This window comes from Maribacter litoralis, from assembly GCF_902506355.1.
Classification (GTDB): domain Bacteria; phylum Bacteroidota; class Bacteroidia; order Flavobacteriales; family Flavobacteriaceae; genus Maribacter; species Maribacter litoralis.
In genome coordinates this window covers 2410368-2433331 of the sequence record NZ_LR733271.1, presented here as the reverse complement: position 1 = coordinate 2433331, position 22964 = coordinate 2410368, and the positions used below count along the sequence as shown (strand labels likewise).

25 protein-coding genes are annotated in these 22964 nt (G+C 35.8%); 4 read left to right on the top strand and 21 right to left on the bottom strand.

What is annotated here, in order from left to right; genetic code table 11:
• Positions 1 to 25: 25 nt before the first annotated feature.
• Positions 26 to 1048, bottom strand: a complete 1023-nt coding sequence (locus EXIGUO8A_RS10145; RefSeq protein WP_159303037.1) for a PorP/SprF family type IX secretion system membrane protein — start codon at positions 1046 to 1048, stop codon at positions 26 to 28.
• Positions 1049 to 1171: 123 nt separating this feature from the next.
• Between EXIGUO8A_RS10145 and EXIGUO8A_RS10140 the strand changes: the two genes are divergently transcribed.
• From EXIGUO8A_RS10140 to EXIGUO8A_RS10125, 4 genes are all read left to right on the top strand, one after another.
• Entirely contained in the window at positions 1172 to 2083 is a 912-nt protein-coding gene (locus tag EXIGUO8A_RS10140) for a NifU family protein (RefSeq protein WP_159303036.1), read from the top strand.
• Between the two features lie 71 nt (positions 2084 to 2154).
• On the top strand, positions 2155 to 2355 hold the full coding sequence (locus tag EXIGUO8A_RS10135; RefSeq protein WP_116770345.1) for a dodecin family protein: 201 nt from the start codon (positions 2155 to 2157) through the stop codon (positions 2353 to 2355).
• Positions 2356 to 2422: 67 nt separating this feature from the next.
• A complete protein-coding gene (locus EXIGUO8A_RS10130) occupies positions 2423 to 4474 on the top strand; it encodes a thioredoxin domain-containing protein (RefSeq protein ID WP_159303035.1) in 2052 nt (683 codons plus the stop codon).
• Positions 4475 to 4551: 77 nt separating this feature from the next.
• Positions 4552 to 5376: a mechanosensitive ion channel family protein gene (locus EXIGUO8A_RS10125; protein WP_159303034.1), complete on the top strand. Its 825-nt coding sequence runs from the start codon at positions 4552 to 4554 to the stop codon at positions 5374 to 5376.
• Positions 5377 to 5439: 63 nt separating this feature from the next.
• Here EXIGUO8A_RS10125 and tsaB read toward each other — a convergent pair whose 3' ends face one another.
• The 20 genes from tsaB to gcvH all read right to left on the bottom strand — a co-directional run bounded on the left by tsaB (position 5440) and on the right by gcvH (position 22848).
• Positions 5440 to 6120 (bottom strand): tRNA (adenosine(37)-N6)-threonylcarbamoyltransferase complex dimerization subunit type 1 TsaB, encoded by a 681-nt coding sequence (tsaB, locus tag EXIGUO8A_RS10120; RefSeq protein ID WP_159303033.1) that lies wholly within the window; start codon positions 6118 to 6120, stop codon positions 5440 to 5442.
• Between the two features lie 83 nt (positions 6121 to 6203).
• Positions 6204 to 7544, bottom strand: a complete 1341-nt coding sequence (locus tag EXIGUO8A_RS10115) for a TolC family protein (protein ID WP_159303032.1) — start codon at positions 7542 to 7544, stop codon at positions 6204 to 6206.
• 67 nt (positions 7545 to 7611) lie between these two features.
• Entirely contained in the window at positions 7612 to 8736 is a 1125-nt protein-coding gene (locus tag EXIGUO8A_RS10110) for an efflux RND transporter periplasmic adaptor subunit (RefSeq protein WP_159303031.1), read from the bottom strand.
• Between the two features lie 42 nt (positions 8737 to 8778).
• Complete coding sequence (locus EXIGUO8A_RS10105; protein ID WP_116770340.1) at positions 8779 to 10035, bottom strand: ABC transporter permease; 1257 nt, start codon at positions 10033 to 10035, stop codon at positions 8779 to 8781.
• Position 10036: 1 nt separating this feature from the next.
• Positions 10037 to 11266: an ABC transporter permease gene (locus tag EXIGUO8A_RS10100; protein ID WP_116770339.1), complete on the bottom strand. Its 1230-nt coding sequence runs from the start codon at positions 11264 to 11266 to the stop codon at positions 10037 to 10039.
• Complete coding sequence (locus tag EXIGUO8A_RS10095; RefSeq protein WP_159303030.1) at positions 11259 to 11960, bottom strand: ABC transporter ATP-binding protein; 702 nt, start codon at positions 11958 to 11960, stop codon at positions 11259 to 11261. Before EXIGUO8A_RS10095 ends, EXIGUO8A_RS10100 begins: the two co-directional genes overlap by 8 nt.
• 95 nt (positions 11961 to 12055) lie before the next feature.
• Positions 12056 to 13171 carry an efflux RND transporter periplasmic adaptor subunit gene (locus EXIGUO8A_RS10090; RefSeq protein WP_159303029.1) on the bottom strand — a complete coding sequence of 372 codons (1116 nt, stop codon included), beginning with the start codon at positions 13169 to 13171 and terminating at the stop codon, positions 12056 to 12058.
• A gap of 29 nt (positions 13172 to 13200) precedes the next feature.
• Entirely contained in the window at positions 13201 to 14457 is a 1257-nt protein-coding gene (locus EXIGUO8A_RS10085) for an ABC transporter permease (protein ID WP_159303028.1), read from the bottom strand.
• Between the two features lie 37 nt (positions 14458 to 14494).
• Positions 14495 to 15742, bottom strand: coding sequence for an ABC transporter permease (locus EXIGUO8A_RS10080; protein ID WP_159303027.1), 1248 nt, complete (start codon positions 15740 to 15742; stop codon positions 14495 to 14497).
• 115 nt (positions 15743 to 15857) lie between these two features.
• Entirely contained in the window at positions 15858 to 16076 is a 219-nt protein-coding gene (locus EXIGUO8A_RS10075; RefSeq protein WP_159303026.1) for a hypothetical protein, read from the bottom strand.
• Positions 16066 to 16599 (bottom strand): DUF420 domain-containing protein, encoded by a 534-nt coding sequence (locus EXIGUO8A_RS10070; RefSeq protein ID WP_159303025.1) that lies wholly within the window; start codon positions 16597 to 16599, stop codon positions 16066 to 16068. Before EXIGUO8A_RS10070 ends, EXIGUO8A_RS10075 begins: the two co-directional genes overlap by 11 nt.
• 10 nt (positions 16600 to 16609) lie before the next feature.
• Positions 16610 to 17341 carry an SCO family protein gene (locus EXIGUO8A_RS10065; protein ID WP_159303024.1) on the bottom strand — a complete coding sequence of 244 codons (732 nt, stop codon included), beginning with the start codon at positions 17339 to 17341 and terminating at the stop codon, positions 16610 to 16612.
• Positions 17341 to 17970, bottom strand: coding sequence for a hypothetical protein (locus EXIGUO8A_RS10060; protein WP_159303023.1), 630 nt, complete (start codon positions 17968 to 17970; stop codon positions 17341 to 17343). The genes EXIGUO8A_RS10065 and EXIGUO8A_RS10060 overlap by 1 nt, the downstream gene beginning before the upstream one ends.
• A gap of 122 nt (positions 17971 to 18092) precedes the next feature.
• Positions 18093 to 18476: a cytochrome C oxidase subunit IV family protein gene (locus EXIGUO8A_RS10055; RefSeq protein ID WP_116770330.1), complete on the bottom strand. Its 384-nt coding sequence runs from the start codon at positions 18474 to 18476 to the stop codon at positions 18093 to 18095.
• A gap of 53 nt (positions 18477 to 18529) precedes the next feature.
• Positions 18530 to 19504: a cytochrome c oxidase subunit 3 gene (locus tag EXIGUO8A_RS10050; protein ID WP_159303022.1), complete on the bottom strand. Its 975-nt coding sequence runs from the start codon at positions 19502 to 19504 to the stop codon at positions 18530 to 18532.
• A gap of 97 nt (positions 19505 to 19601) precedes the next feature.
• Positions 19602 to 20183 (bottom strand): cytochrome c oxidase subunit 3, encoded by a 582-nt coding sequence (locus tag EXIGUO8A_RS10045; RefSeq protein ID WP_159303021.1) that lies wholly within the window; start codon positions 20181 to 20183, stop codon positions 19602 to 19604.
• 2 nt (positions 20184 to 20185) lie between these two features.
• The gene (gene cyoE, locus EXIGUO8A_RS10040; RefSeq protein WP_159303020.1) at positions 20186 to 21088 is read right to left on the bottom strand and encodes a heme o synthase; all 903 of its coding nucleotides are present in this window, start codon (positions 21086 to 21088) and stop codon (positions 20186 to 20188) included.
• A 227-nt stretch (positions 21089 to 21315) separates the two neighbouring features.
• Positions 21316 to 22020 (bottom strand): energy transducer TonB, encoded by a 705-nt coding sequence (locus tag EXIGUO8A_RS10035; protein WP_116770326.1) that lies wholly within the window; start codon positions 22018 to 22020, stop codon positions 21316 to 21318.
• Between the two features lie 62 nt (positions 22021 to 22082).
• Positions 22083 to 22430 carry a VanZ family protein gene (locus tag EXIGUO8A_RS10030; RefSeq protein ID WP_159303019.1) on the bottom strand — a complete coding sequence of 116 codons (348 nt, stop codon included), beginning with the start codon at positions 22428 to 22430 and terminating at the stop codon, positions 22083 to 22085.
• A gap of 37 nt (positions 22431 to 22467) precedes the next feature.
• Entirely contained in the window at positions 22468 to 22848 is a 381-nt protein-coding gene (gene gcvH / locus EXIGUO8A_RS10025; protein WP_159303018.1) for a glycine cleavage system protein GcvH, read from the bottom strand.
• Positions 22849 to 22964: the final 116 nt, after the last annotated feature.

Below are 22964 nucleotides of genomic sequence, written 5' to 3'. Positions count from 1 at the left end.
GGTCTACTTAAAACAAGTAGGCCTTTTAATTGGCTGCAGGGCAGTAACAATCATACTTACGTTCTGTTTGTCCAAAATCGTACCCTAAGGTTATTTGGTGAAACCCGCCATTATCAAAACGAATATCTCCCATCTGATAAGAATAATTGTAAGAAACCATGAAATTCTTAATGTTGGCACCTACAATTGGGGTAATTAATTGTAAACGTTGTTCTCCAAAAGTACCGTTGGTTTGATACTGTGCTCCATCAAAACTTCTTCTATAGGAGAGTCCGCCCCAAATACGTCCAAAATCAACATCTCTATAAACTTTGGCGTTTATATCCATTGTCTTTTCTTTTGTAAACTCGGTCAACTGAAAAAGCACAGAAGGTTCTACTTGCCACTCACTTCTTCCAAAAATATAACCAGCAGATACTAAAAACCTTCTAATATTGTCAATAACCAACTCATCTGGGTTGTCATCTCTATCTCTATAATACAAGTTTCTTTTGCTACCCGTTAATGCATTTGTTACTGCAAAATGAGAGTAAAATTCACCATAATTATATGAAACCCCAATATCAACATTAGAATAAGAAGAACTCAATTTTATACCTGAAACAGCAGGATCCGGTGTCACAGACCTAAATTCTGTTTCATCTAAACTGCTTTGTAATATTGTTGCACTTAAACCAAAAGATAGTTGATTTAATTGTCTTACATCACTACCCCCCATTCTTAAATGGTGAGCGTAGGTAAGCTTTAATCCGGTCTGTGAATGATAGCCATTAGCATCATTAAAAATTATTGCACCAATACCACTTGGTGAATCACCTAGTCTAAAATGGGCATTTATAGTCTGTAAACTTGGAGCATCATCAACATCGAACCACTGCTTTCTAGCAGTCGCTCTAATCTTACCTCCTTCACCAATACCGGCCATAGATGGAAAAACCAAATAGTAGTTATCGGACAAATAATCGAAATATACAGGAATACCTTCTTGTGCGTTAGATTTAAGACCGATCATAAGCACGGTAAACAATAATAGAATTTGGTATTTCATCTTGGGACTTTAAAACTAAGGTTTAGTTTCTGTAATATAAAGTTAATAACGAGTTAACCTGAACATTATTATGTTGATGCAAACTAAGATTTCCTTTGTATTTTTGCATAAATTATTTGAGAGATGAAAGAGTATTCAATTACTGTAGTAAAGACCAACAACCCACATATATTAAAGTTTGAAACTAACCATCTGTTAGTTCAGCGAAAAAACTACGAATTTAAAAATATTGACGAAGCCAAAAATAGCCCTTTGGCACAGCAATTATTTTACCTTCCATTCATAAAAACCGTTTACATTTCTGGTGATTTTATTGGGCTGGAGCGTTATGATATTGTACAATGGGAAGATGTTAAAGATGAAGTGGCCCAGCAGTTAGTTGAGTATTTGAATGCAGGTGAGCCAATTGTTATCGAAGAGGACATGGACAAACCCATTCCAGTAACCGTATATGCCGAGGTAACCCCTAACCCAGCTACAATGAAATTCGTAGCCAGTAAAAAAATTGTAGGTTCTGCTTTTGAGTTCAAAAATATTGATGAAGCTAGAGATTCTAAATTGGCTACCGAACTATTTCAGTTTCCTTTTGTAAAACAGGTATTTATAGACGAAAATTACGTTTCTGTTTCTAAATACGAAGTTGCCGAGTGGGACGATATTACAATAGAATTACGCGAGGTCATAAGAACCTTTATTACCGACGGCAAGCAAATTGTCGCAGATAATGCAAAAGCAATTGGTGCAGAAGCCCAAGTATCTGAAACGGTTACCGCAGAAAGCACGGTAGAACTTGATGAAACCTCACAGGAAATTGTTGATATTTTAGAAGAATATGTAAAGCCTGCCGTTGCCAGTGATGGTGGTAATATTATGTTTCAGTCTTACGATACCGAAAGTAAAACGGTGAACGTAATATTACAGGGAGCCTGTAGCGGTTGTCCTTCCTCCACATTCACCCTTAAAAACGGTATAGAAACAATGCTGAAAAATATGATGGGAGATAAGGTGAACGAGGTAGTTGCGCTTAACGGCTAATTATCGATTTAAATGAATTAAAGATTGCCTTCTATTTTCGTAACTTGTAGGAAATCTAAAAATCATTAATTATGGCAGTTTTAAAAGTAATCGAAATTTTAGCAAATTCTGACAACGGATGGGAAGATGCAGCAAAGCAAGCAGTTGCAGAAGCATCTAAATCCGTTAAAAACATCAAGTCTGTATATATCAACGAGCAAAGTGCAACCGTTGAAGATGGAAAAATCAAAAATTACAGAGTAAATGTAAAAATCACTTTTGAAGTGAAATAATATAAAATAAGCATATAGAAAAGCGCCTTTCGGCGCTTTTTTTGTCTTAAAACTAATTACCCTTTTTATGCCAACTCCACAGAAGCATACCAATAACCTTATAAAAGAAAGTAGTCCGTACTTATTGCAGCATGCCCACAATCCCGTGCAATGGGAAGCTTGGAACGATGCCACATTGCAAAAAGCAAAAGACGAGAACAAACTAATATTAATCAGCATAGGTTATGCAGCGTGTCATTGGTGTCATGTAATGGAGCATGAGTGTTTTGAAGATGAAGAAGTTGCAAAGACCATGAATGCGCATTTCATCAATATAAAAGTCGACAGAGAAGAGCGGCCGGATATTGACCATATTTATATGGATGCACTACAAATGATGACCGGTAGTGGCGGCTGGCCATTAAATATACTGGCGCTACCCGACGGCAGACCTTTTTGGGGCGCTAAGTACGTAAAAAAACAAGATTGGATTCAGGTGCTGAACCAACTACAACAATTATACATTGAAGATCCCAAAAAAATCATTGGCTATGCCGAAAATATGGCACATGGCCTTAAGGAGATTAATGCAATAGTTACAGAAAACAATCAAGATTTTATTCAAGGTGAGGAAATAGATAATATGGTCGCCGATTGGTCTAACTATTTCGATACATTTTTAGGCGGATATAAGCGAGCACCTAAGTTTATGATGCCTGTGAACCTTAATTTTCTTCTGCATTATTCGCACGTTAAGGAAGATGAGAATATTCGTGAATACGTGAATACCACTTTAACCAGAATGGCATGGGGCGGAATTTTTGATCATGTAGGTGGTGGTTTTTCTCGATATTCCGTTGATACCAAATGGCATGTTCCTCATTTTGAAAAAATGCTGTATGACAACGGGCTATTGATTAGTCTTTACTCCAACGCCTATGCCGCTACTAAAAATGAGCTTTACAAAAGTATCGTAGAAGATAGTGTTACTTTTCTTGAAGAAGAACTACTGGACAAAAAAAATGGATTTTATTCTTCGTTAGATGCCGACAGTTTAACTACTGATAACAAACTAGTTGAAGGCGCATACTATGTCTGGCAAGAAAGTCAGTTAAAAGACATATTAAAGAGTGACTACCCCATTTTTGCCGATTATTTCAACATCAACTCTTATGGCTTGTGGGAAGAAGATAACTATGTGCTTATAAGAGATGGGGAAGCTTTGGATATTGCCATGAAGCATTCCATCACTAAAATAGAATTGAAAGAAATCATATCAAACTCTCTTGCCCTGTTGAAAAAAGAAAGGGCAAAACGCAAAAAACCAAGATTAGATGATAAGATTTTAACCTCTTGGAACGGACTTGCATTAAAAGGTCTTACAGATGCCTACCGTTATTTAGAAGAAGAAAAATATAAAGAACTCGCTTTAAAAAATGCTGATTGCATCTTAGATAAAATGAGTACGAATGACGGTGGTTTGTATCATAATCATAAAAACGGTAAAAGCACCATTCATGGGTTTCTAGAAGATTACGCATCCATAATAGATGCTTTTATTGGGTTATATGAAATTTCCTTTGATGAAAATTGGCTAAACGAAAGCTTACGGTTAACCAACTATGTTATCAATCATTTCTCCGATACCGAAACCGGACTATTCTTTTTCACATCTAACAAAGAAGACAAATTAATTCGAAAAACGATTGAAGTTGCAGACAATGTAATACCCTCATCAAACTCTATAATGGCTCATAATCTGCATAAGTTATCTAAATATTTTCCAGAAGATAATTTAGATGTTCTACTGAATACCATCATGAAAACAATGAAGCCTGCAATTACTAAAAACCCACAAAATCATGCTAACTGGCTTCACTTGGCGCAGCTTATGAGCGAGAATTTCTTTGAAGTTGTCGCTATTGGTGAAAACTTTGAACTCATATGCAAAAACCTTATGAAGAACTACCTACCGAACACTATCTTTGCTGCTTCAAATGCTAAGACTAGTAACTTACCATTATTAATGAATAGGTATGTCATGAACAAGACGCTTATATATGTGTGCAATCACGGTAGCTGTCAAATGCCCGTTGAAGAACCATCAAAAGCCTTGGACCTTATTAGTTCGATCGATTAACAGAATAATGGCCTAAAAGTAACATCTAGTCAAAAAGGTATAATTAAGTTAACCCCCTTTAAACAACATTTATTTTTATGGACGAGATTACAAACATTAAAGAACATGCAGACAAAGCAATAGAGTGGATCTGGGCTGCTTTACCGCATTTATTGTGGGCAATTTTCACTTTATTAATAGGTATTTATATTATTAGAGTAGTTAATAAACTAGTTCGTAAATTCTTTGCTAAAAAAGATTATGATCAAGCATTGGAATCTTTTCTGCAAAGTTTCATCAGTATAGGCTTAAAAATCATCTTATTTGTATTGGTTATTACCCAATTAGGGGTTCAAACTTCTTCATTAGTCGCTATATTGGCTTCTGCCGGTTTAGCAATAGGTTTGGCATTACAGGGTTCTTTAGCAAATTTTGCGGGTGGCGTACTAATTTTATTGTTCAAGCCATTTAAAATAGGAGATTGGATTTCTGCCCAAGGTGTTAGCGGATCTGTTAAAGAGATTTCTATTTTCACCACAAAACTAAATACCTTTGAAAACCAGATAGCGATTATACCTAACGGAAAATTATCAAATGACAATATCGTTAACTATAACGGCGAAGGCACAAGACGTGAAAATTTTGTAATTGGTATTGGGTACAGTAGTAACATCAAAAAAGCGAAAGAAATTTTACTTCAAATATGTGCTGAAAATGATAAAATTGCAAAATCACCGGCACCAGAAGTATATGTTGGAAATTTAGGAGATAGCTCGGTAGATATTTCATTACGATGGTGGGCAAGTAACGATAAGTTTTGGCCAGCACACTTTTATCTAAGAGAAGAAACAAAAAAACGTTTTGACGAAGCAGGAATTGAAATTCCATTTCCTCAAAGAGTTATTACTCAAGTACAGGCTTAAGTTATTTCGAAATTTTATATAAAAAAAGGTCCTTGTTAAACAAGGACCTTTTTTATTGGATTTTTACGATTTTGCCTTCTTGGTTTGAAGTACAAAGTCTTTAAGATAATAGGGTTCAAAATACGCTACATCTTCAAATTCCGATGCATTAAATTTATCCGCTGAAATAGAAGCCATTTCTCTAGCGGACGGAACTACTTCACAGTGATAATTTATTGATGAATCAGTAAACAACTCCTTTATTTTCTCTGCTCCGCTTCCTAAAAAATGAACAGATTTAGCGTTGATGTATTCCACAAAGGAATGTTCATCTATAATTTCAGCTTTGGTTTCCTTTATTTGATGTAGGTCAGCATCGAATATCGCAGAATACACCTCCATACGTCTCGCATCTAAAACAGGTATCAAAACCTCATCTTCTTTGATTTTAATTTGCGATGCCATACTTTTTAGAGTTGAGACAGATATTAACGGGATGCCTAACGCATAACATAAGCCCTTTGCAGCGGAAACTCCAATTCTGAGTCCTGTATAAGAACCCGGACCTTTACTTACCGCTACAGCCTCTATATCTTCCATTTTCAGAGAAGCCTCTTGTACTACTTCTTCAATAAATAGGTGAAGCTTTTCTGCATGCGAGTAGTTGGCAGAATTTAATTCTTGCATTGCAAGTATTTCTCCGTCTTTAGCTATACAGACAGAACAATTGGTAGATGATGTCTCTAGGTTTAATAATATTCCCATAATACAAAGGTATTACATACTATAAAATGATTAAGCCTGTAACATTAAAATGTTACAGGCTTAATTATCACTAACTATTGTATTTATTCTAAGGAAATAGGAATTCCGAAATAGAATTCCAATATTTTTAATCTAAAAATATAGTCGTACTTCGTTCTAATAACTTCTGCTTCGGCATTATCTACTCGTGCCTGCGCTTGACTAAAATCAAATGCATTCATCAAACCTACATCAAAACGCTCTTTTGAATATTGATAGGCAAGGCTTCTTGCTTCCAACGTTTTCTGAGCAGCTTCATATGCTTTATAAAAACTGGTTACATCTACGTATGCCTGGTTCACATCGGTCTCTAATTGTAGTTTTGTTCTTTCATACTCTATTTGAGCTAAATCAACACCTATCTGTGATCTTTTAATATTATTTCTAACACTCCAACCATTAAAAATAGGAATACTCATTTGAGCACCATAAGAAATACCATCATTGATATATAGTTGATCTTTAAAAGGAATTGCCTCACCTGTAAAAGGATCGTTATTTTGATCAGAATATCTTGTATTATAATTGATAAATGCACCAACGCTAGGGTATTTAGCGCCTTTTGCAATCTCCAAATCTTTTTGCGCAAGTTCAACACCAGACAAGGCCATTTTAATATCATTTCTAAATGTCAATGCCGTATCAAAAATGATTTTGGCAGAATTGTTTAAAATATCAGATGGAGGAATATCGAACTCTTCATCTGCAATATCAAAGTTTTCGTAATCGGTTATACTGAGCAACTGTGCCAAGTTAAGCTTGGAAATCAATATCAAATTTTGCGCATTGATAATTTGCTGTTCTTGACCTGCAGCCGTTGCTTCAATTTCCAATAAATCTCCACGAGCCACAACACCTGATTCCACCAATTCTTTGGTACGTTTTAAATCTTGCTCCGTGACCGCTAATTGCGCTTTAAAAACCTTTAAAGATTCTTTATTGGACAACACCTGCAAATATGCATTGGCTACATTTAATTTTATATCATCCTTTATATCATCTAAACGGTACTGATTGGCAATACCATTCAATTTTGCCCTTTCGATACGATTATAATTTCTGAGACCATCAAACAAAGTAACCGATGAAGTTAAATCGCCTTGCGCTGAAAAAATAGTAGCAGATACCAAATTATTGGTAGTTGGATCTAAAGCAAGACCTGTATTTGCAGAGGCCTGCAAAGTTCCATTTAAATTTGGCAATAATGCGCCAATGGCATCAGACTCGTCAATTTTAGCGTTCTCTAAATCTAATTCATATTGCTCTACGGTAAGGTTGTTCTCAACAGCATAAAGAACGCACTCTTCTAGTGTCCACTTCTTTTGTTGCGCCATACCCATCACTACAGAACATAATAGTAGTAATCCTGTGATTTTTACTTTCATTTGATTCATTTTTAATACAACCTATACATAGGTTGAACGATTCGTTTTTTGATTTGATTGATTGTTCTTAATCTTCCCTTGGTCCCTCTCCGTCGCTTTTAGCCTCTAATTTGTTCCAGACCTTTATCTTGGCGTTTTCATCGAGACCAGAAAGTATTTCTACGTCAATACCATCACTAACACCAAGTTCCAACTCTCTTTTTTCAAACTCGTTCTCTCCCGTTTCAACTTCTACATAAGGTTTGTTGGTCTCCTTGTCGAACTGTAACAACGCTTCTTTAATAGAAAGCACGTCTTTTTTCTCTTCTAAAACAATGGCCGCATTTGCACTGTAACCCGCTCTTATATTTGTACTGTCAGAAACCGCAAGATCACCTTCAATTCTAAATTGAACGGCTCCTTCTTCTTCAACACCTTTAGGAGCTATGAATTTCAATTTTGCATCGAATTTTGCATCTTGCAAAGCACCCATACTAATCTCTAATGGCATGCCCACTTTTAACTTACCAACTTCTGCCTCATCTACTTCACCTTCAAAAATCATTTTTGACATATCAGCGATAAAAGCAATTGTGGTACCATCATTAAAATTGTTACTTTCAATAACCTGATCACCCACTTCAACAGGTATCTCCAATAAAGTACCGGTTACTGTCGCTCTAATATTGGTATTGGCACTCGAAGAACCTCCTGCAGAACCAACTCTGATAATTTGATAATCTGCCTGTGCATTTTGTAACTCTTGCGTAGCCTGGTCATATTGAAGTTGCAATGCATTGAAATCTTGACTGGAGATTACACCTTTATCGAACAAAGATTTATTACGATCATATTCGATTTTTGTATTGTTCAATGCAATTTTAGCATTATTTACCCTACCACGTGCCTGGTTCAATGACTGCTCGTTAGGTACAACTTTAATTGTTGCAATCAAATCTCCAGCCTTTACCTGTACACCTTCTTCTAAATATACTTTTTGAATGATTCCTGAAATTTGAGGTTTGATCTCAATTTCATCTTGAGGTATAACCTTACCGGTAACAACTACCTTATTGGTAATATTTCTTTTCTCTACGGTTTCAGTTTCATATGTTTTTAAAGGGGTACTATTCTTTTTTAGAAAATAGACTACTGCTGCCAGAATACCTATAATCAATATCCCTATTAATGTGTACTTTACATACTTGTTCATGCTCAACTATTTGATTGTTATTTACTTTTTTTATTTGGTCTGTTACTCTTCTCTTAATGCGTCAATCGGTTTTATTCTGATGGCACGGTTTGCTGGAATCAATCCTATTAAAACACTTAAGCCTACCATTAAAATAAAGGAACCAACGAACTGCGGAATATTGATCATTAGGTTATAAAATGGCATGTCGCTATTTTCACCTATCATATTATTTGCCAATGCCAAGAAACCTACGGCAATAGCGAAACCAACAAAACCGGCAAATACTGTAATTACGATAGATTCTAAAACTATTTGTCTTTTCACCACTTTTGGAGTTGCCCCTAATGCACGTCTAATTCCTATTTCCTTTGTACGTTCTTTTACGGTGATCAAGAGAATGTTACTTATGGCAATTACCCCAGCAAGCAACGTTAATATTCCTACGAAAAAAGATACCCCTTGTAACACCCCGGTAAAGGCAGATACATTGTTAAAAACCTCAGACATATCAAAACTGCCGATAGCACGTTCATCAATAGGGTTAATATCATATTTGTTCTTTAATAATCGCTTGATTTTACTTTCAACAACGGGCACCTTAGAATCTGCCTCAACCGAAATTGCCATCCAGCCCATTCTATCCCCCGAACCAAAGGCTTTTTGAAAAGTGGAAAAAGGAATATAAATTGAATTCTCACCATCAATATTAATATTCTGATTTGGTTTATATATCCCTACGATATTGAAAAACACTCCGTTGATACGCACATCTTCACCAATGGCATTTTCTCCTTTTTCAAAAAGTAACTTATAAGTTTCCTCACCAATAACACATACTTTTTTAGACTCGGACATATCATTCTCGTTAAGAAACCTACCCTCAACCAGTTTCTTTTTCATGATTTCGTCAATGTTAGGATAATCTCCATACACCGCCGAACCACTGGTAAGTCCCTTTCTATAAACCGTAACTACACCTCTATGACTACCTAATTCTATTCTGGGAGCCAAAACTTCAATTTCAGGTATTTGATTTTTAAGAATGGTAGCATCTTCTAATTTAAACTGAATTCTACGTCCTCTTTCAAATCCTTTATAGGGTTCAGATGTGCTTTGGCTCCAAACGAACAGACTATTGGATGCCGTACCTGCGAATATTTTTTGAAAGCCATTACTCATACCGTTGGCTCCACCTAATAAAAGCACTAATATGACCATAGCAATAATAACCCCTAACATGGTTAAAAATGTCCGGAACATGTTTTTACCTAATGTGGCAAAAATCTCTGACCATAAATCTCTATCTAGTATCCACATATTATTTATCGGTTAATGCTACGATCGGTTTTACTTTAGCTGCCTTCATTGCGGGAATCAACCCTGCCAGCACCCCTGCTACTACTAATATTATAGTAGCTGTTACTACCATAGACATACTTACGGATGGATTTGCAAAAGCATCGGTCTGAATATTTGGACCAATGGCGGCCAATAAGCCTGTTGCTATACCCAAACCAATAAAACCTGACAATGCCGTTATAAAAACAGACTCGAACAATACAAGCTTTATAATTGACCATGGCTCTGCTCCCAAAGCTTTACGTACACCTATTTCTTTTGTTCTTTCCTTGATTATGAATACCATGATATTACCGATACCAACAATACCCGATAACAAAATCAACAGACCAACGATAATTACTGCAACATCTAACCCACCAGTAAAATTGCTGATATTCTCAAATACCTCTGCGTAATTAAAGACTCTTATACCCGCTTGGTCTTGTGGAGCTATTTTAAATCTTCTTTTAAAAACACTCTCCAATCTATCTGAAAAAGCAAGTGCTTCGGTTAGATCGTAGTTTGGGTTATAGGTCAATGCTATTTGATCAATATGATCTGTTTGACCGTACATTCTTTGGTAAGTACTTGTAGGTGCATAGATGTTACGTTCTGCATTATCATCACCGTCATCGGTAAATGTACCGATCACCCTAAACGGGAGACCGTTGAACTCTACAAATTTACCTATAGCGTCTTCGTTCTTAAACAAGTCCTCCTCTACCTTTCTCCCAATCACCGCAACCTTTGAGGCATTAAGCAAGTCATTGGTATTGATGAATCGTCCTTTATTGACTATGGTTTTTTCTATTGCCTGGTGATCTGGGTAAACGGCCTGAATATTATAACTACCCGTTTCGCTCTTATAACGTGCCGATGTATTTTGATATACTCGAGGGCTTATGTACTCTATATCATTTGGAAAACTTCTTTTGATGTATTCAATATCATCATTGGTCAATTGAACTCTTCTACCGGCCTCAAAACCTCCATATGCCATTGAGGTCGTTCCTGTTCTAACAAAAATTGAATTTGTAGCATCATCGTTGAACTGTAAGGTAAAACCATTCTGCATACCTTTTACAGAAGCTAAAAGCAGTACCAAAATAAATATACCCCAGCCCACGGAAAATCCGGTCAGGAAAGTTCTAAGCTTGTTGTTGCTTATACTATGATATATTTCTTGCCAAATGTCTCTATCAAACATACTGCTCGGCTCTTACTTGTTCTATTTTCTTATCCTCAATAATAATCCCATCCTTTAAATGAACAATACGCTTGCACATATCGGCAATATCAGGTTCGTGCGTAACAATTAGTATCGTATTTCCAGCATCGTTAATTTTCTGTATCAAGTCCATAACCTCATAAGATGTTTTACTATCCAATGCCCCGGTAGGCTCATCGGCAAGTAATACCTTGGGTTCGGCCGCCAATGCCCTTGCTATGGCCACACGTTGTTTTTGACCACCAGAAAGCTCACTTGGCAAATGACCTGCCCATTCTTTCAACCCAACCTGCTCCAAGTATTTTAAAGATTTTTCTTGACGTTCTTTTCTTGGTACTTTTTGGTAATATAAAGGCAAGGCAACATTCTCTGCAGCACTTTTATAATTGATGAGATTGAAGGATTGAAAAACAAAGCCTAAAAACTTGTTTCTATATCTAGCTGCCTTGGTTTCATTTAGATTTTTGATTGGAACATTATCCAGTATATACTCTCCGGAATCAGAACTATCCAACATCCCTAAAATGTTTAATAGGGTGGATTTACCTGAACCAGATGAACCCATAATAGCTACCAACTCACCTTCCTCGACATTGAAGTTTATTCCCTTAAGAACATGTAGTGAATTCTTGCCCATTTTATAGGACTTGTGAAGATCTTTAATTTGAATCATGTTGGTTGTTGTTTTGAACAATTTTTACATTGTCTATTCATTAGACTATGCAGTCATAAATTTGTTACATCAATTAAACTATATTTTTTATTTTATTAATTCTCGGCAAGCTCATCGGGCTTTATCTCGTTCCACACCTTAATTTTCTCCCCTTCCTCAATACCTGAATTGATCTGTACATGAATACCATCGCTAATACCCAATTCGATATCACGTCTTTCAAATTGCTGATCGCCAGATTCGATTTCAACAAAGGGCTTTTTGGTTTTATCATCAAATTGAACCAAGGCCTCTTTTACAGCTAGAACACTATCTGCACGTGCCAAAATAATAGAGGCATTGGCACTTAGACCCGCTCTAATAAATACCGAATCTTGTTTTTTGAGCGTTCCCTTTATTTCAAATTGTATGGCTCCATTTTCTTCATTTCCTTTTGGCGCGATATAATCCAATACGGCATCAAAAATTTTATCCTCAATTGCACCAACGGTTATTTCTAACGGGAGATCCTCTTTTATTTTACCCACTTCAGACTCATCGACCTTTCCTTCAAAAATCATTTTATCAACATCTGCAATAGCGGCTATAGTAGTACCCTCATTAAAATTATTGCTTTCAATAACTTGGTTACCTACCTCTACCGGCACTTCTAAGACCATACCGCTCACCGTAGCCCTAATCTGTGTATTGGCGGCATTACCATACCCTGAAGTTGTACCTGTTTTTACAATATCATATCTTTTATTAGCTGCTGCATAAGACTGTTTAGATTGATCATAACTTACCTGGGCACGTTCTAGATCTACCTTTGAAATTACCCCTTTAGAGAACAGGCCCTTTTGTCGCTCTAGATTTCGTAATTGATCATCTAAATCAATTTTAGCCTCGTCAATATTATTTCTAGCATCGTTCAAGGCACTTAAATTGGGGACTACCTTTATCGTACATAATAAATCACCCGATTTCACATAGTCTCCCCCTTCCACAAATATCTTTTCTATTACTCCAGAAATATTCGGTTTTATTAGCACCTCTTCTAAGGGAAGAATACTACCCGTTGCCATCGTTTTCTTAATAATAGTTTGTTTGGTAGGTTCTTCGGTTAAATAGACAACAGGGTCTTCCGCATTTTTTGAATAGAGGTAAAACATTGATCCGCCAAAGGCGAAAACAATAACCAGGAGTACAATAATAGTTGTTGACTTTTTCATTTTATGATCGATTAAATTTTGTTGATGAATTATTCTGTTCTTAATGCTTCTATTGGTCTGATCTTAATGGCACTTTGTGCAGGAATGAAACCTGCCAGTAAACCAGAAAACACTAAAATAATCAGTGCACTGACCACAACGGCCAAACTTACACTTGGGTTAATAAACATATCTACCGGACCTACGGAATCTAACACAGCATTTACCCCATAAATAAATGTCGCACCGAAAACAATACCGATCATTCCTGAAATGATGGTTAGAAATATAGATTCCATTAAAATCTGCTTTTTTATGGACCAAGGTGCTTCGCCCAATGCTCTACGAATACCTATTTCTTTTGTTCGTTCTTTTATGACGATAAGCATAATATTACTTACCCCAATAATTCCTGAAAGTAAAACCAGTACACCCACAAAGTAAGCTACCCAACGTAGCGCGCCAAACAAACTTTCAACTCGGTTAAACTGTTCGTATAGGTCAAAGTACCCTACCGCACGCTTATCATCTGGATGAACCTTTCTTTTCTCCTTCACTACACCCACTATTTTTTCCTTAAGGTTAGATATAGAGCTACCATCATTGGCCGTAATGGCCATCCAACCCACATCATTACTGGTATTAAAAGCTTGTGAAAAAGCAGTGAACGGCACATAAATTTCTTTTTGACCTTCTTCACCTCCACCATCATCTTTCTTTTGGTACGTACCCACAACCATAAAGTTGACACCCTGTATTTTTATATAAGTACCTAATACCGTTTCACCTTTATCGTAAAGTTCATTTCTTACTCCGCCGCCAATAACGGCAACCTTTCTTTTATCTTGAATATCATTATGGTTAACGAACCTACCCGAGGTTATGGTCATAGGTTCTTGTTTAATAATTTCAGGATAATCTCCATATACATTAAACGCTCCTGTACGCAATCCGCGAACCACATTATTCGACCCTCTAAAACCGCCTAATTGATTACGAGGAGATATAAAGCGTAAATTGGGTACATTGTCTTTGATAGCTTGTACATCTTCCAGTTTAAAACTAAAACGCCTTCCTTTAGGCAATCCTTTGTAGGGCATTGTAGTATTCCTTGACCACATGAACATTGTATTTGTAGCTATATCTCCAAAATCTGCTCTAATACCGTTCTCAAGACCTTTACCAGCGGCCAGTAGAATAATCAAAATAAAAATTCCCCAACCCACACCAAAAGAGGTAGCCAATGTTCTAAAAACATTACTAGATAAAACTTCCAAGATTTCCTTCCATCGGTCTCTATTGAACATTGGTCATATCTTATTAATTACACCTAATTCTTTTAAACTATTCATCACGAAGCGCTTCTATCACATGGATTTTGGCAGCCCTCCAAGCCGGAAAAAACCCAGCAATAGCACCTGCTACGATCAGCACAAAAACTGTTGTTAAAGCCACATTGAAATTCACTGACGGATTTAAAACATAATCTACTTCTACATGCGGACCTACGATTTCCAGTAACCCCATACTCAAAATAAGTCCCGTAAAACCGGCAATTGCAGTAATAAAAATGGCTTCGTGCAAAATCATACCTACAATAGACCATGGTTTTGCACCTAGCGCTTTTCGAATTCCTATCTCTCTAGTGCGTTCTTTAACCACTATCAGCATAATGTTACTTACCCCAACAATACCAGCTATAATGGTACATACCCCTACAAACCAAAAGAAGAATTTTATACCCCCCATTAAGGCATAAAAACGTTTAGCCTCTTCCATAGGGTTGTACACTTGTATTGCACTAGTATCTTCTGGAGCTACCGTATGTACTTTTTGCAAATAAGACTTTAAGTCGTTCTTAAATTTGATGGATTGCTGTACCGCCGCTTCAAAGTCTTCCATTGGTGGAAGTGTATAACTAAGGTTGTTTAAACGATCAGCCCCATTGAAAACTTGTTGTGCAGTACTTACGGGAATGTATATTCTATCTTCTTCACGTTCCCCGCCAATATCACCATATACCCCAACAATCTTGAAAGGAATACCGGACAAATCCAAATACTCGCCGATAGGACTTTCCAATTCATGAAATACCTCCCTATTTATCTTGTTGCTGATAATGGCAACTTTGGCTTTTGTATCACCATCTTGCTGATTAAGAAATCTGCCAAGGGTCATAAACTCATTCTCTATAAACTGAAATTGATGTGAAACCCCTTGCACATTATATGCTAACGATTCGCTACCATAATTGACAAATACATCTCTAACAAATAATCTAGGTGATTTGTTTTCAATTTGTTCCTGAAACAAAACACCGGCCATATCATAATTCTCGTTTCTAAACTGAATAGGTCTGCCGGGGTTCATACCCTTATAACCAATTGTAGTTACACCAGGCCAAACCCAAACACTTGTAGCCGCATCTTGCTCAAACTCTTTGGCGATACCATTTTGCATGCCCTGACCAAAACCCAATAAGATAACCAGAATGAAAATGCCGGAAGCTACGGAAAGACCGGTAAGAAAAGTACGTAGTTTATTCTTGCGAATAGTATCGAAAATTTCTTGCCAACGTTCAAGATCGAACATAAGATTGATTGATTAGTATGATTGATTGATGAGCGTAACACAAGTGTCACACAATCATAAGACTAACCAATAATGAAAATGTTACAGTTTTTTTTAAAAAAATTAAGAATGAGTATTAAGCTCTCATTTTTCTGTAGATAAAATAGAAAAGACCAGCGACCAAAACATAGGGTACTGCCATTAAATAAACTATACCGTTATTTATTCCTTCTGCAGCCTTTCCGGTAGATTCACTTTCCAGAACTGCCCTGCACATCGCACATTGAGCTTCAACATCTATTGGAGCCAAAAAAACAACCAGTGCCAAAATCCAAAATATTTGTTTAGTATGCATAATAAGGAAATATCATTAAATAAACCACTACACCGGTAACAGCAACATATAACCATATAGGAAAGGTATATTTTGCCAAGGCCCTATGATCTTCAAACTTGCCCAAATAAGCCATCGCATAGGTTTTTAACACTAAAGGGATCAATGCGATAGACAATACGATATGTGTTATCAAAATAAAATAATACACATATTTAATTGCACCATCTCCACCGTAACTCGTTGAATCGGAAGTCATGTGGTAAGCAATATACATTACCAGAAATAACAAGGACAACACAATATTGGTTGTCATTAAATTCTGGTGTAATTTTTCATTACCATTTTTTATAGCCCATACAGCCACTAAAAGTAAAACTGCCGTTAAACCATTTATAGCAGCATAAATAGGAGGTAAAAATGACAAAGGTTCGACATTGGGTAATTTAACCCCAAATAGCACCGCTACAACTATGGGTATAATTATAGAAACCACTGCGATAAGCCTATTAAATTTTTTTTCGTTTTGAACCTTCCCTTGCATATCTGTACTCTTATTCTTCTAACAACTTTTTTATATCGGCTTTAAGTATACCTATTTCTTCCGTTTCACCATGATCATTGGTTCCTTTTTCCTCCAAAATAGCACCGCGGTAATATACAATAGGATTTCCGAACTCATCTATTCTAGATCTTAAATAGCCCTCTTTATCAACCAAAGCAAATAAACCCGAATGCTCAAACCCACCAGGTGCATCTGGCATTTCTGCAGCAAAGATATTGAAACCGGCATTTGCAAGATCATAAATAGCTTCTTGGTCACCTGTCATTAAATTCCAATTACCTTCTTGTATATTATACTTTTCCTGATATTCCCTTAGTACTTCTGGGGTATCAAATTTTGGGGTAATACTGAAAGATGCTATAGCGAAGTCTTCTTCGTTTTCAAAATGTTTTTGAATGTTCACCAAATTCGTTGTCATCACCGGGCAAATACTTGGACATCTTGTAAAAAAGAAATCTACAACATATACTTTACCCAAATATTCCTTATCCGAAACTTGAATACTATCTTGATTTATAAATTGAAAAGAAGGTACTCTTCTACGTTTACCATTAAGCAAAATGTAACCAAGTTTCTCGTTTTCAATTTCGCTAGATGTATTTAAACGGTCATTTTCAACTACCGAACCATCAGATAATCTATTTACTATTCTTGGAATTACAATGATTCCAAAGATTAGAACAATTAACGAAACCCAAACGTATGTGTATTTTTTATTCATTATTTAGATCTATCTGCATTATTCTTTTTTAAGGCAAGTCGATATTCAGCCAAAATAATTTTAATATCATCTACCATCTTATTATTTAAATCCGCAACAGAATTTGAATTAAAGCCATATTTGGTTCCGTCATCTTCATCATCAGACCTACCTCTTAAAGTCAAGTCTTTATCTATGATAAAAACATAAGGGCTACTATTTTTAGTATCTAATTCAATATCGGTCTTTAGACTAGTAAAAAGAGTATTTATTTGTTCGCTATTTGCGTAAACAAATTTCCACTTGTCATTATCGGCTAAAGTTGCCAACTCCTTTTTAAGCTCTTCTACTTGAGGTTTATCTTCTGGAGCAACCATCATAACAAATTGAAAATCGTTAAACTCGTAGAAGCGCTTATATATCTTTTGATTTAAGTTAAAGGCATTGCCCTTTCTACCTTCTACATTAGAGCCTAAGAAACCCAATACCGTAATTTTATCTTTTAACTGGGTTTCAGAAGAGAAGTTCAGTTCTTGAACATTCTTGGTCAACTGAGACAATTTACCAAAGTTAGTAACCCCAGAAGCAAAGAACATATATGCTACTATAGGAAGCACAAACAAGACAACAAGAACAAAAGTCTTTTTCATAAATTAGAAAGGCAAGTTATTGAAATACACTATAGTTTTCAATGTAATAAACTTTGAATACAAAGTATACAAAAATAAAAAAGACGGTTTTAAAACCGTCTTTTAATATTGTTAATTATAACCTAGAAGTTCCAACTTATAAAACCATCCTTGTAAACATTATAAATATAATCTGCTTCTACCAAGAGAATGAAGGTCAAATAAACTACTAAGAAAATCGGAGTCCAGACTATAGCTCTTCGTAAAGAAGATTTTTCATCACGCAAGTGCATAAAATCCCATGCTATATAATATGCCTTAACCAAGGTCAAAATAATAAATACCCAGTTGATCAATTTCATTCCAAGTACATAAGTATCTGTTAACGACTCTGGTTTAATGATACCTAAAACTACTTCTACGGCGGTTATCAACGTCAAAAAAGCCAATACTCCCCAGATTTTCTGTGTGTTAGATTTGAACTTTACAAGCCCTCTAAAAATCTCTAATTTATGTCCGTCTGCCATGTTACTTTAATCTAAAATTCTATTTACAGTAATGCTGTTTTTTGTTAAAAGGATTATACCAAGTAGAAAAAGGTAAATACGAATACCCAAACTAAATCTACAAAGTGCCAGTATAAACCAACTTTTTCTACCATTTCATAATGCCCTCTTCTTTCGTATGTACCAAGAATAACATTAAACCAAATAATAATATTGATCACTACACCGGAAAATACGTGGAAACCGTGAAAACCTGTGATGAAGAAAAAGAAGTCAGCAAATAATCTGCTACCGTATTCATTATGAATTAAGTTAGCACCTTCCACCACTTGGGTAGCATCTGCCAATTTAGCCAAAGAAGCTTTTCTGTCTAAAAGTGTTTTTTCACCTTCTTCATTAATCGTCTCGGTTCTGATCAAAATATTAGAATCAGCCTTAAAACCTTCAACCACTTCTTTTAAAGAAACGCTTGTAAGACCTGGTTCTTGATAAAACCAAATACCGTTCTTTCTTTCATGCACAACTCTTGAATCGGGAATCGATGCTGCGAAATCGGATATAGCTGCTCTTTCTCCTGTATCAGCTTTTACAAACTGTAATATTCTACCACCTTTAGTTTCTAAGGCACCGTAATCACCTTTTATAAAAGTACCCCATTCCCATGCTTGAGAACCTACGAAAATAATACCTCCGATAACGGTAGCGAACATGTACCAGATAACGGCATTTTTCTTCATCTTATGACCTGCATCTACAGCTAATACCATAGTTACAGAAGACATAATTAAAACAAAAGTCATAAAAGCCACATAAATCATGGGATAATTACCATGAAAGAAAGGAACGTGTGTAAACACCTCGTCCGCAATTGGCCATGTTTCAATAAACTTAAATCTTGAAAAGCCGTAAGCTGCTAAAAATCCAGAGAAAGTCAAAGCATCCGAAACAATGAAAAACCACATCATCATTTTACCATAGCTTGCTCCTAAGGGTTGATTACCTCCGCCCCATACGCTTGTTTCCGTTCCCGTAGTCACCGTAGAATTCATATAATTATTTATCGTTTTAATAAAACTTTAGCAAATTTACATCTTTTTGAACTATTTAAAAACGCAATTTGCCCCAAAACTAATTTTGATTCAATTTTTATTTTACAAAGAACATAAATAACACTAAATAGATCCATAATAAATCTAAAAAATGCCAAAATGTAGCCCCTAAGGTAACACCTAAATAGTCCTCTGGACTATATTTTCCTTTGTTTTGATTATACAATACCACCAATAAAGATATCATACCTGCTACAACATGCACAACATGCACCATTGCTATTAAAAATACAAAGGATACTTTAATACCACTTGTTGGTCCCGTAAAATAATATCCTTGAGCAACCATTTGTGAAAAACCAGAAAACTGAAGTAACACAAATAGAATACCTAAACCTAACGTTATCCAAAGCCATTTAGTACCACTGGCACCTTCACCATCTTTAATAGCTTTTTTTGCAAGCATATAACTAAAGCTACTAATGATAATGACGATGGTACTATATAAAAAAGCATTCGGCAATTGAATTTCACTAATCCAATCTTCTCTTGAGCGACTTACGATATAAGCACTTGTCCAACCTGCAAAACTCATTAGAAGACTTATAATACCGAACCAGAGCATCATTTTTTTTGCCCTAGCTCTTTTCTCTGCTTCCGTTCCTTGTGTTAAATCCATAATTAAGCTAAAAATTTATCTACTACATATACTATTTGCATCAACGTTATATAACTAACACTTGCAAGCATTAATTTTCTTGCGGATACATTATCCCTTTTTCTATATAACTGAAAAGCATAACCCAACATTACAGCCCCCATTAAAAAGACAATTACCGCAGAAACAATCGATAAATGCAATCTACCGGTTATACCAAATACGGGAATTATCGAAACCGCCATCATCCAAATAGTATACATTATTATCTGAAGCACCGTTGCCGCGTCTTTTTTGCCTGTTGGAAGCATTTTAAAACCACCACTTTTATAATCTTCATCTAACATCCAACCTAACGCCCAAAAATGTGGAAACTGCCAAAAAAATTGAATCATAAATAACGTACCGGGTTCTATTCCAAAATCATCGGTAGCTGCAACCCAGCCCAACATAAAAGGAATAGCACCTGGTATAGCACCAACAAATACCGCCAATGGCGTTATCGTTTTTAAAGGTGTGTACACGCTTGTATATAGAAATATTGAAATAGCACCGAACATGGCAGTTTTGGAGTTTAATAGATAAAGAGACAATACCCCCAATACTGTAAGAACAATTGCTACGGTCATGGCAATATTCACAGACATGCGCCCAGCTGGAATCGGTCTATTTTGTGTCCGCTTCATTAAAGCGTCCAAATCTTTTTCTATGACCTGGTTATAGGCATTACTGGCCCCAACCATACAATAGCCGCCAAATGCCAATAACAGCACTTGTGTCCATTGAATTTCGTAAGCACCTAAAAAATAACCTGCAATGGATGAAAAAACGACACTTATAGCTAATCTAGCTTTAGTAATCTCCTTAAAATCGGCAAAAATCAATGCAAATGCACTATTCTTTGCCGAACCAACGGCCGTCTTCATACTTTTTAAAATAGGTCTGCAAAGATAACGCCCTAGTCATATTTCTGCAACCTAAAACCTTTATTTCTAGCTTTATTGAAGGAGCTACAATTTGCACTTAAAAAGAAATAGCAGAAAACTCCAATTACCGTTGATGTTTGTACGGGTATTCATTAAAAAAGTTTAGAGCAAAAAAAAGACCCTGAGCAAAGCTCAGGGTCTTTTTACATATAAATACTAATATAATCTTATTGTAACTTAAAGTTGATCGGAATACTAAAAGGAACACGAACAGCTCTACCTCTTTGCTTACCAGGAGTCATCTTTGGTAACTTACTGATAATTCTAGCAGCTTCTTTTTCTAGGTTTTTATCTGGACCACGCATTCTAACGTTACCAATACTACCGTCTTTCTGTATTACGAACATTACACTAACTCTACCTTGAACACCCATTTCTTGAGCAATTTCAGGATAACGGAAGTTTTTACCAATGTGCTTTTGAATCATTTTGTTGAAACAAGCTCTTTTATCGCTTTCGTTTTCACAACCAGGAAATACAGGTACATCTTCAATAACTGCGAAAGGTACATCTACATCCTCTTCGATTTCTTCTACGACAACGTCTTCAACCTCAACGATTTCTTCTTCTTGACTAGTTTCCGTAGACTCGATTACAGTTTCTTCAACCTCTTCTTCATCTTCTACAACTTCAATAATTTCTGGTGCAGCTGGTGGCGGTGGAGGTGGTGGAGTTTTGATCTGTTCTGTCATTGGAACTTCTTCATCTAAAAGATCATCCACATTCATAGAAATATCATAATCATTTACCTCATCATAGGTTTTCCATTCAAATGCTATAAAAGTAAATAACATTACTACAAATAAACCGATAACGAAATAAAGACTGCTGTTCTTTGTTAAATCCGCCTTTGGATTCTTTTTAGGTTCCATATATATTCAATTTAGTGATTGCTAATTTAACTAATTAATCCATAAAAATGCAACTAAAATTTTCATTTTAACGACGGTGTTCTAAAAAACAGAAATCTTATTACAAACATTCCTACAAATGCTCCTATTGAATTTGCCAATGCATCAAAAGGATCACCATGCCTATCCGTCGTTAATACATGTTGTAATACCTCAATAATTATGCCGTATATTACAGCAAATAAAACAATGTACCACAACAACTTAGATCGCTTCTCGAGTTGGTCGGTTTTATTCCTTATTGCCATGTACCCCAGAACTACCATAACCGAGTAAAAAGTAAAATGTACAGCTTTATCCATATGCGGTATATTGAACCTAGAGGTACCAACACCTGATAAAGAAAATAAGCTGGAAAATGTTACGAACATGATCCAGCTTACAAAAAGTACTTTAAAAAAAGTGTTTTTAACCACCTATAATCTCTTTATACGCAACATCGCTTAGCAAATCTTCTAGCTCACTTGCGTCACTGAACTTAATTTTTACCATCCATCCTTCACCATAAGGATCTGAATTCACTTTTTCCGGCTCATCTTCTAAACCTTCATTGAATTCAACTATTTCACCAGATAAAGGAGAGAATAAATCAGATACCGTTTTTACCGCTTCAACAGTTCCAAAAATAGCCTCACGATCTAAAGTTTCATCTAAAGTGTCCACTTCTACATAAACAATATCACCTAATTCACCTTGTGCGAAATCTGTAATACCTACCGTAGCAATATCACCATCTATCTTAACCCATTCGTGGTCTTTTGTATATTTTAATTCAGCTGGTATGTTCATTATGTTCTTTAATTATTTTTTTACTTCGGCAAATGTAAAGTTTTCAACTAAGGTTATCAAAATAATTACCCATGTTGTAGTTTGTTTAAAAGTCTACATAATTATTACAGGCAACT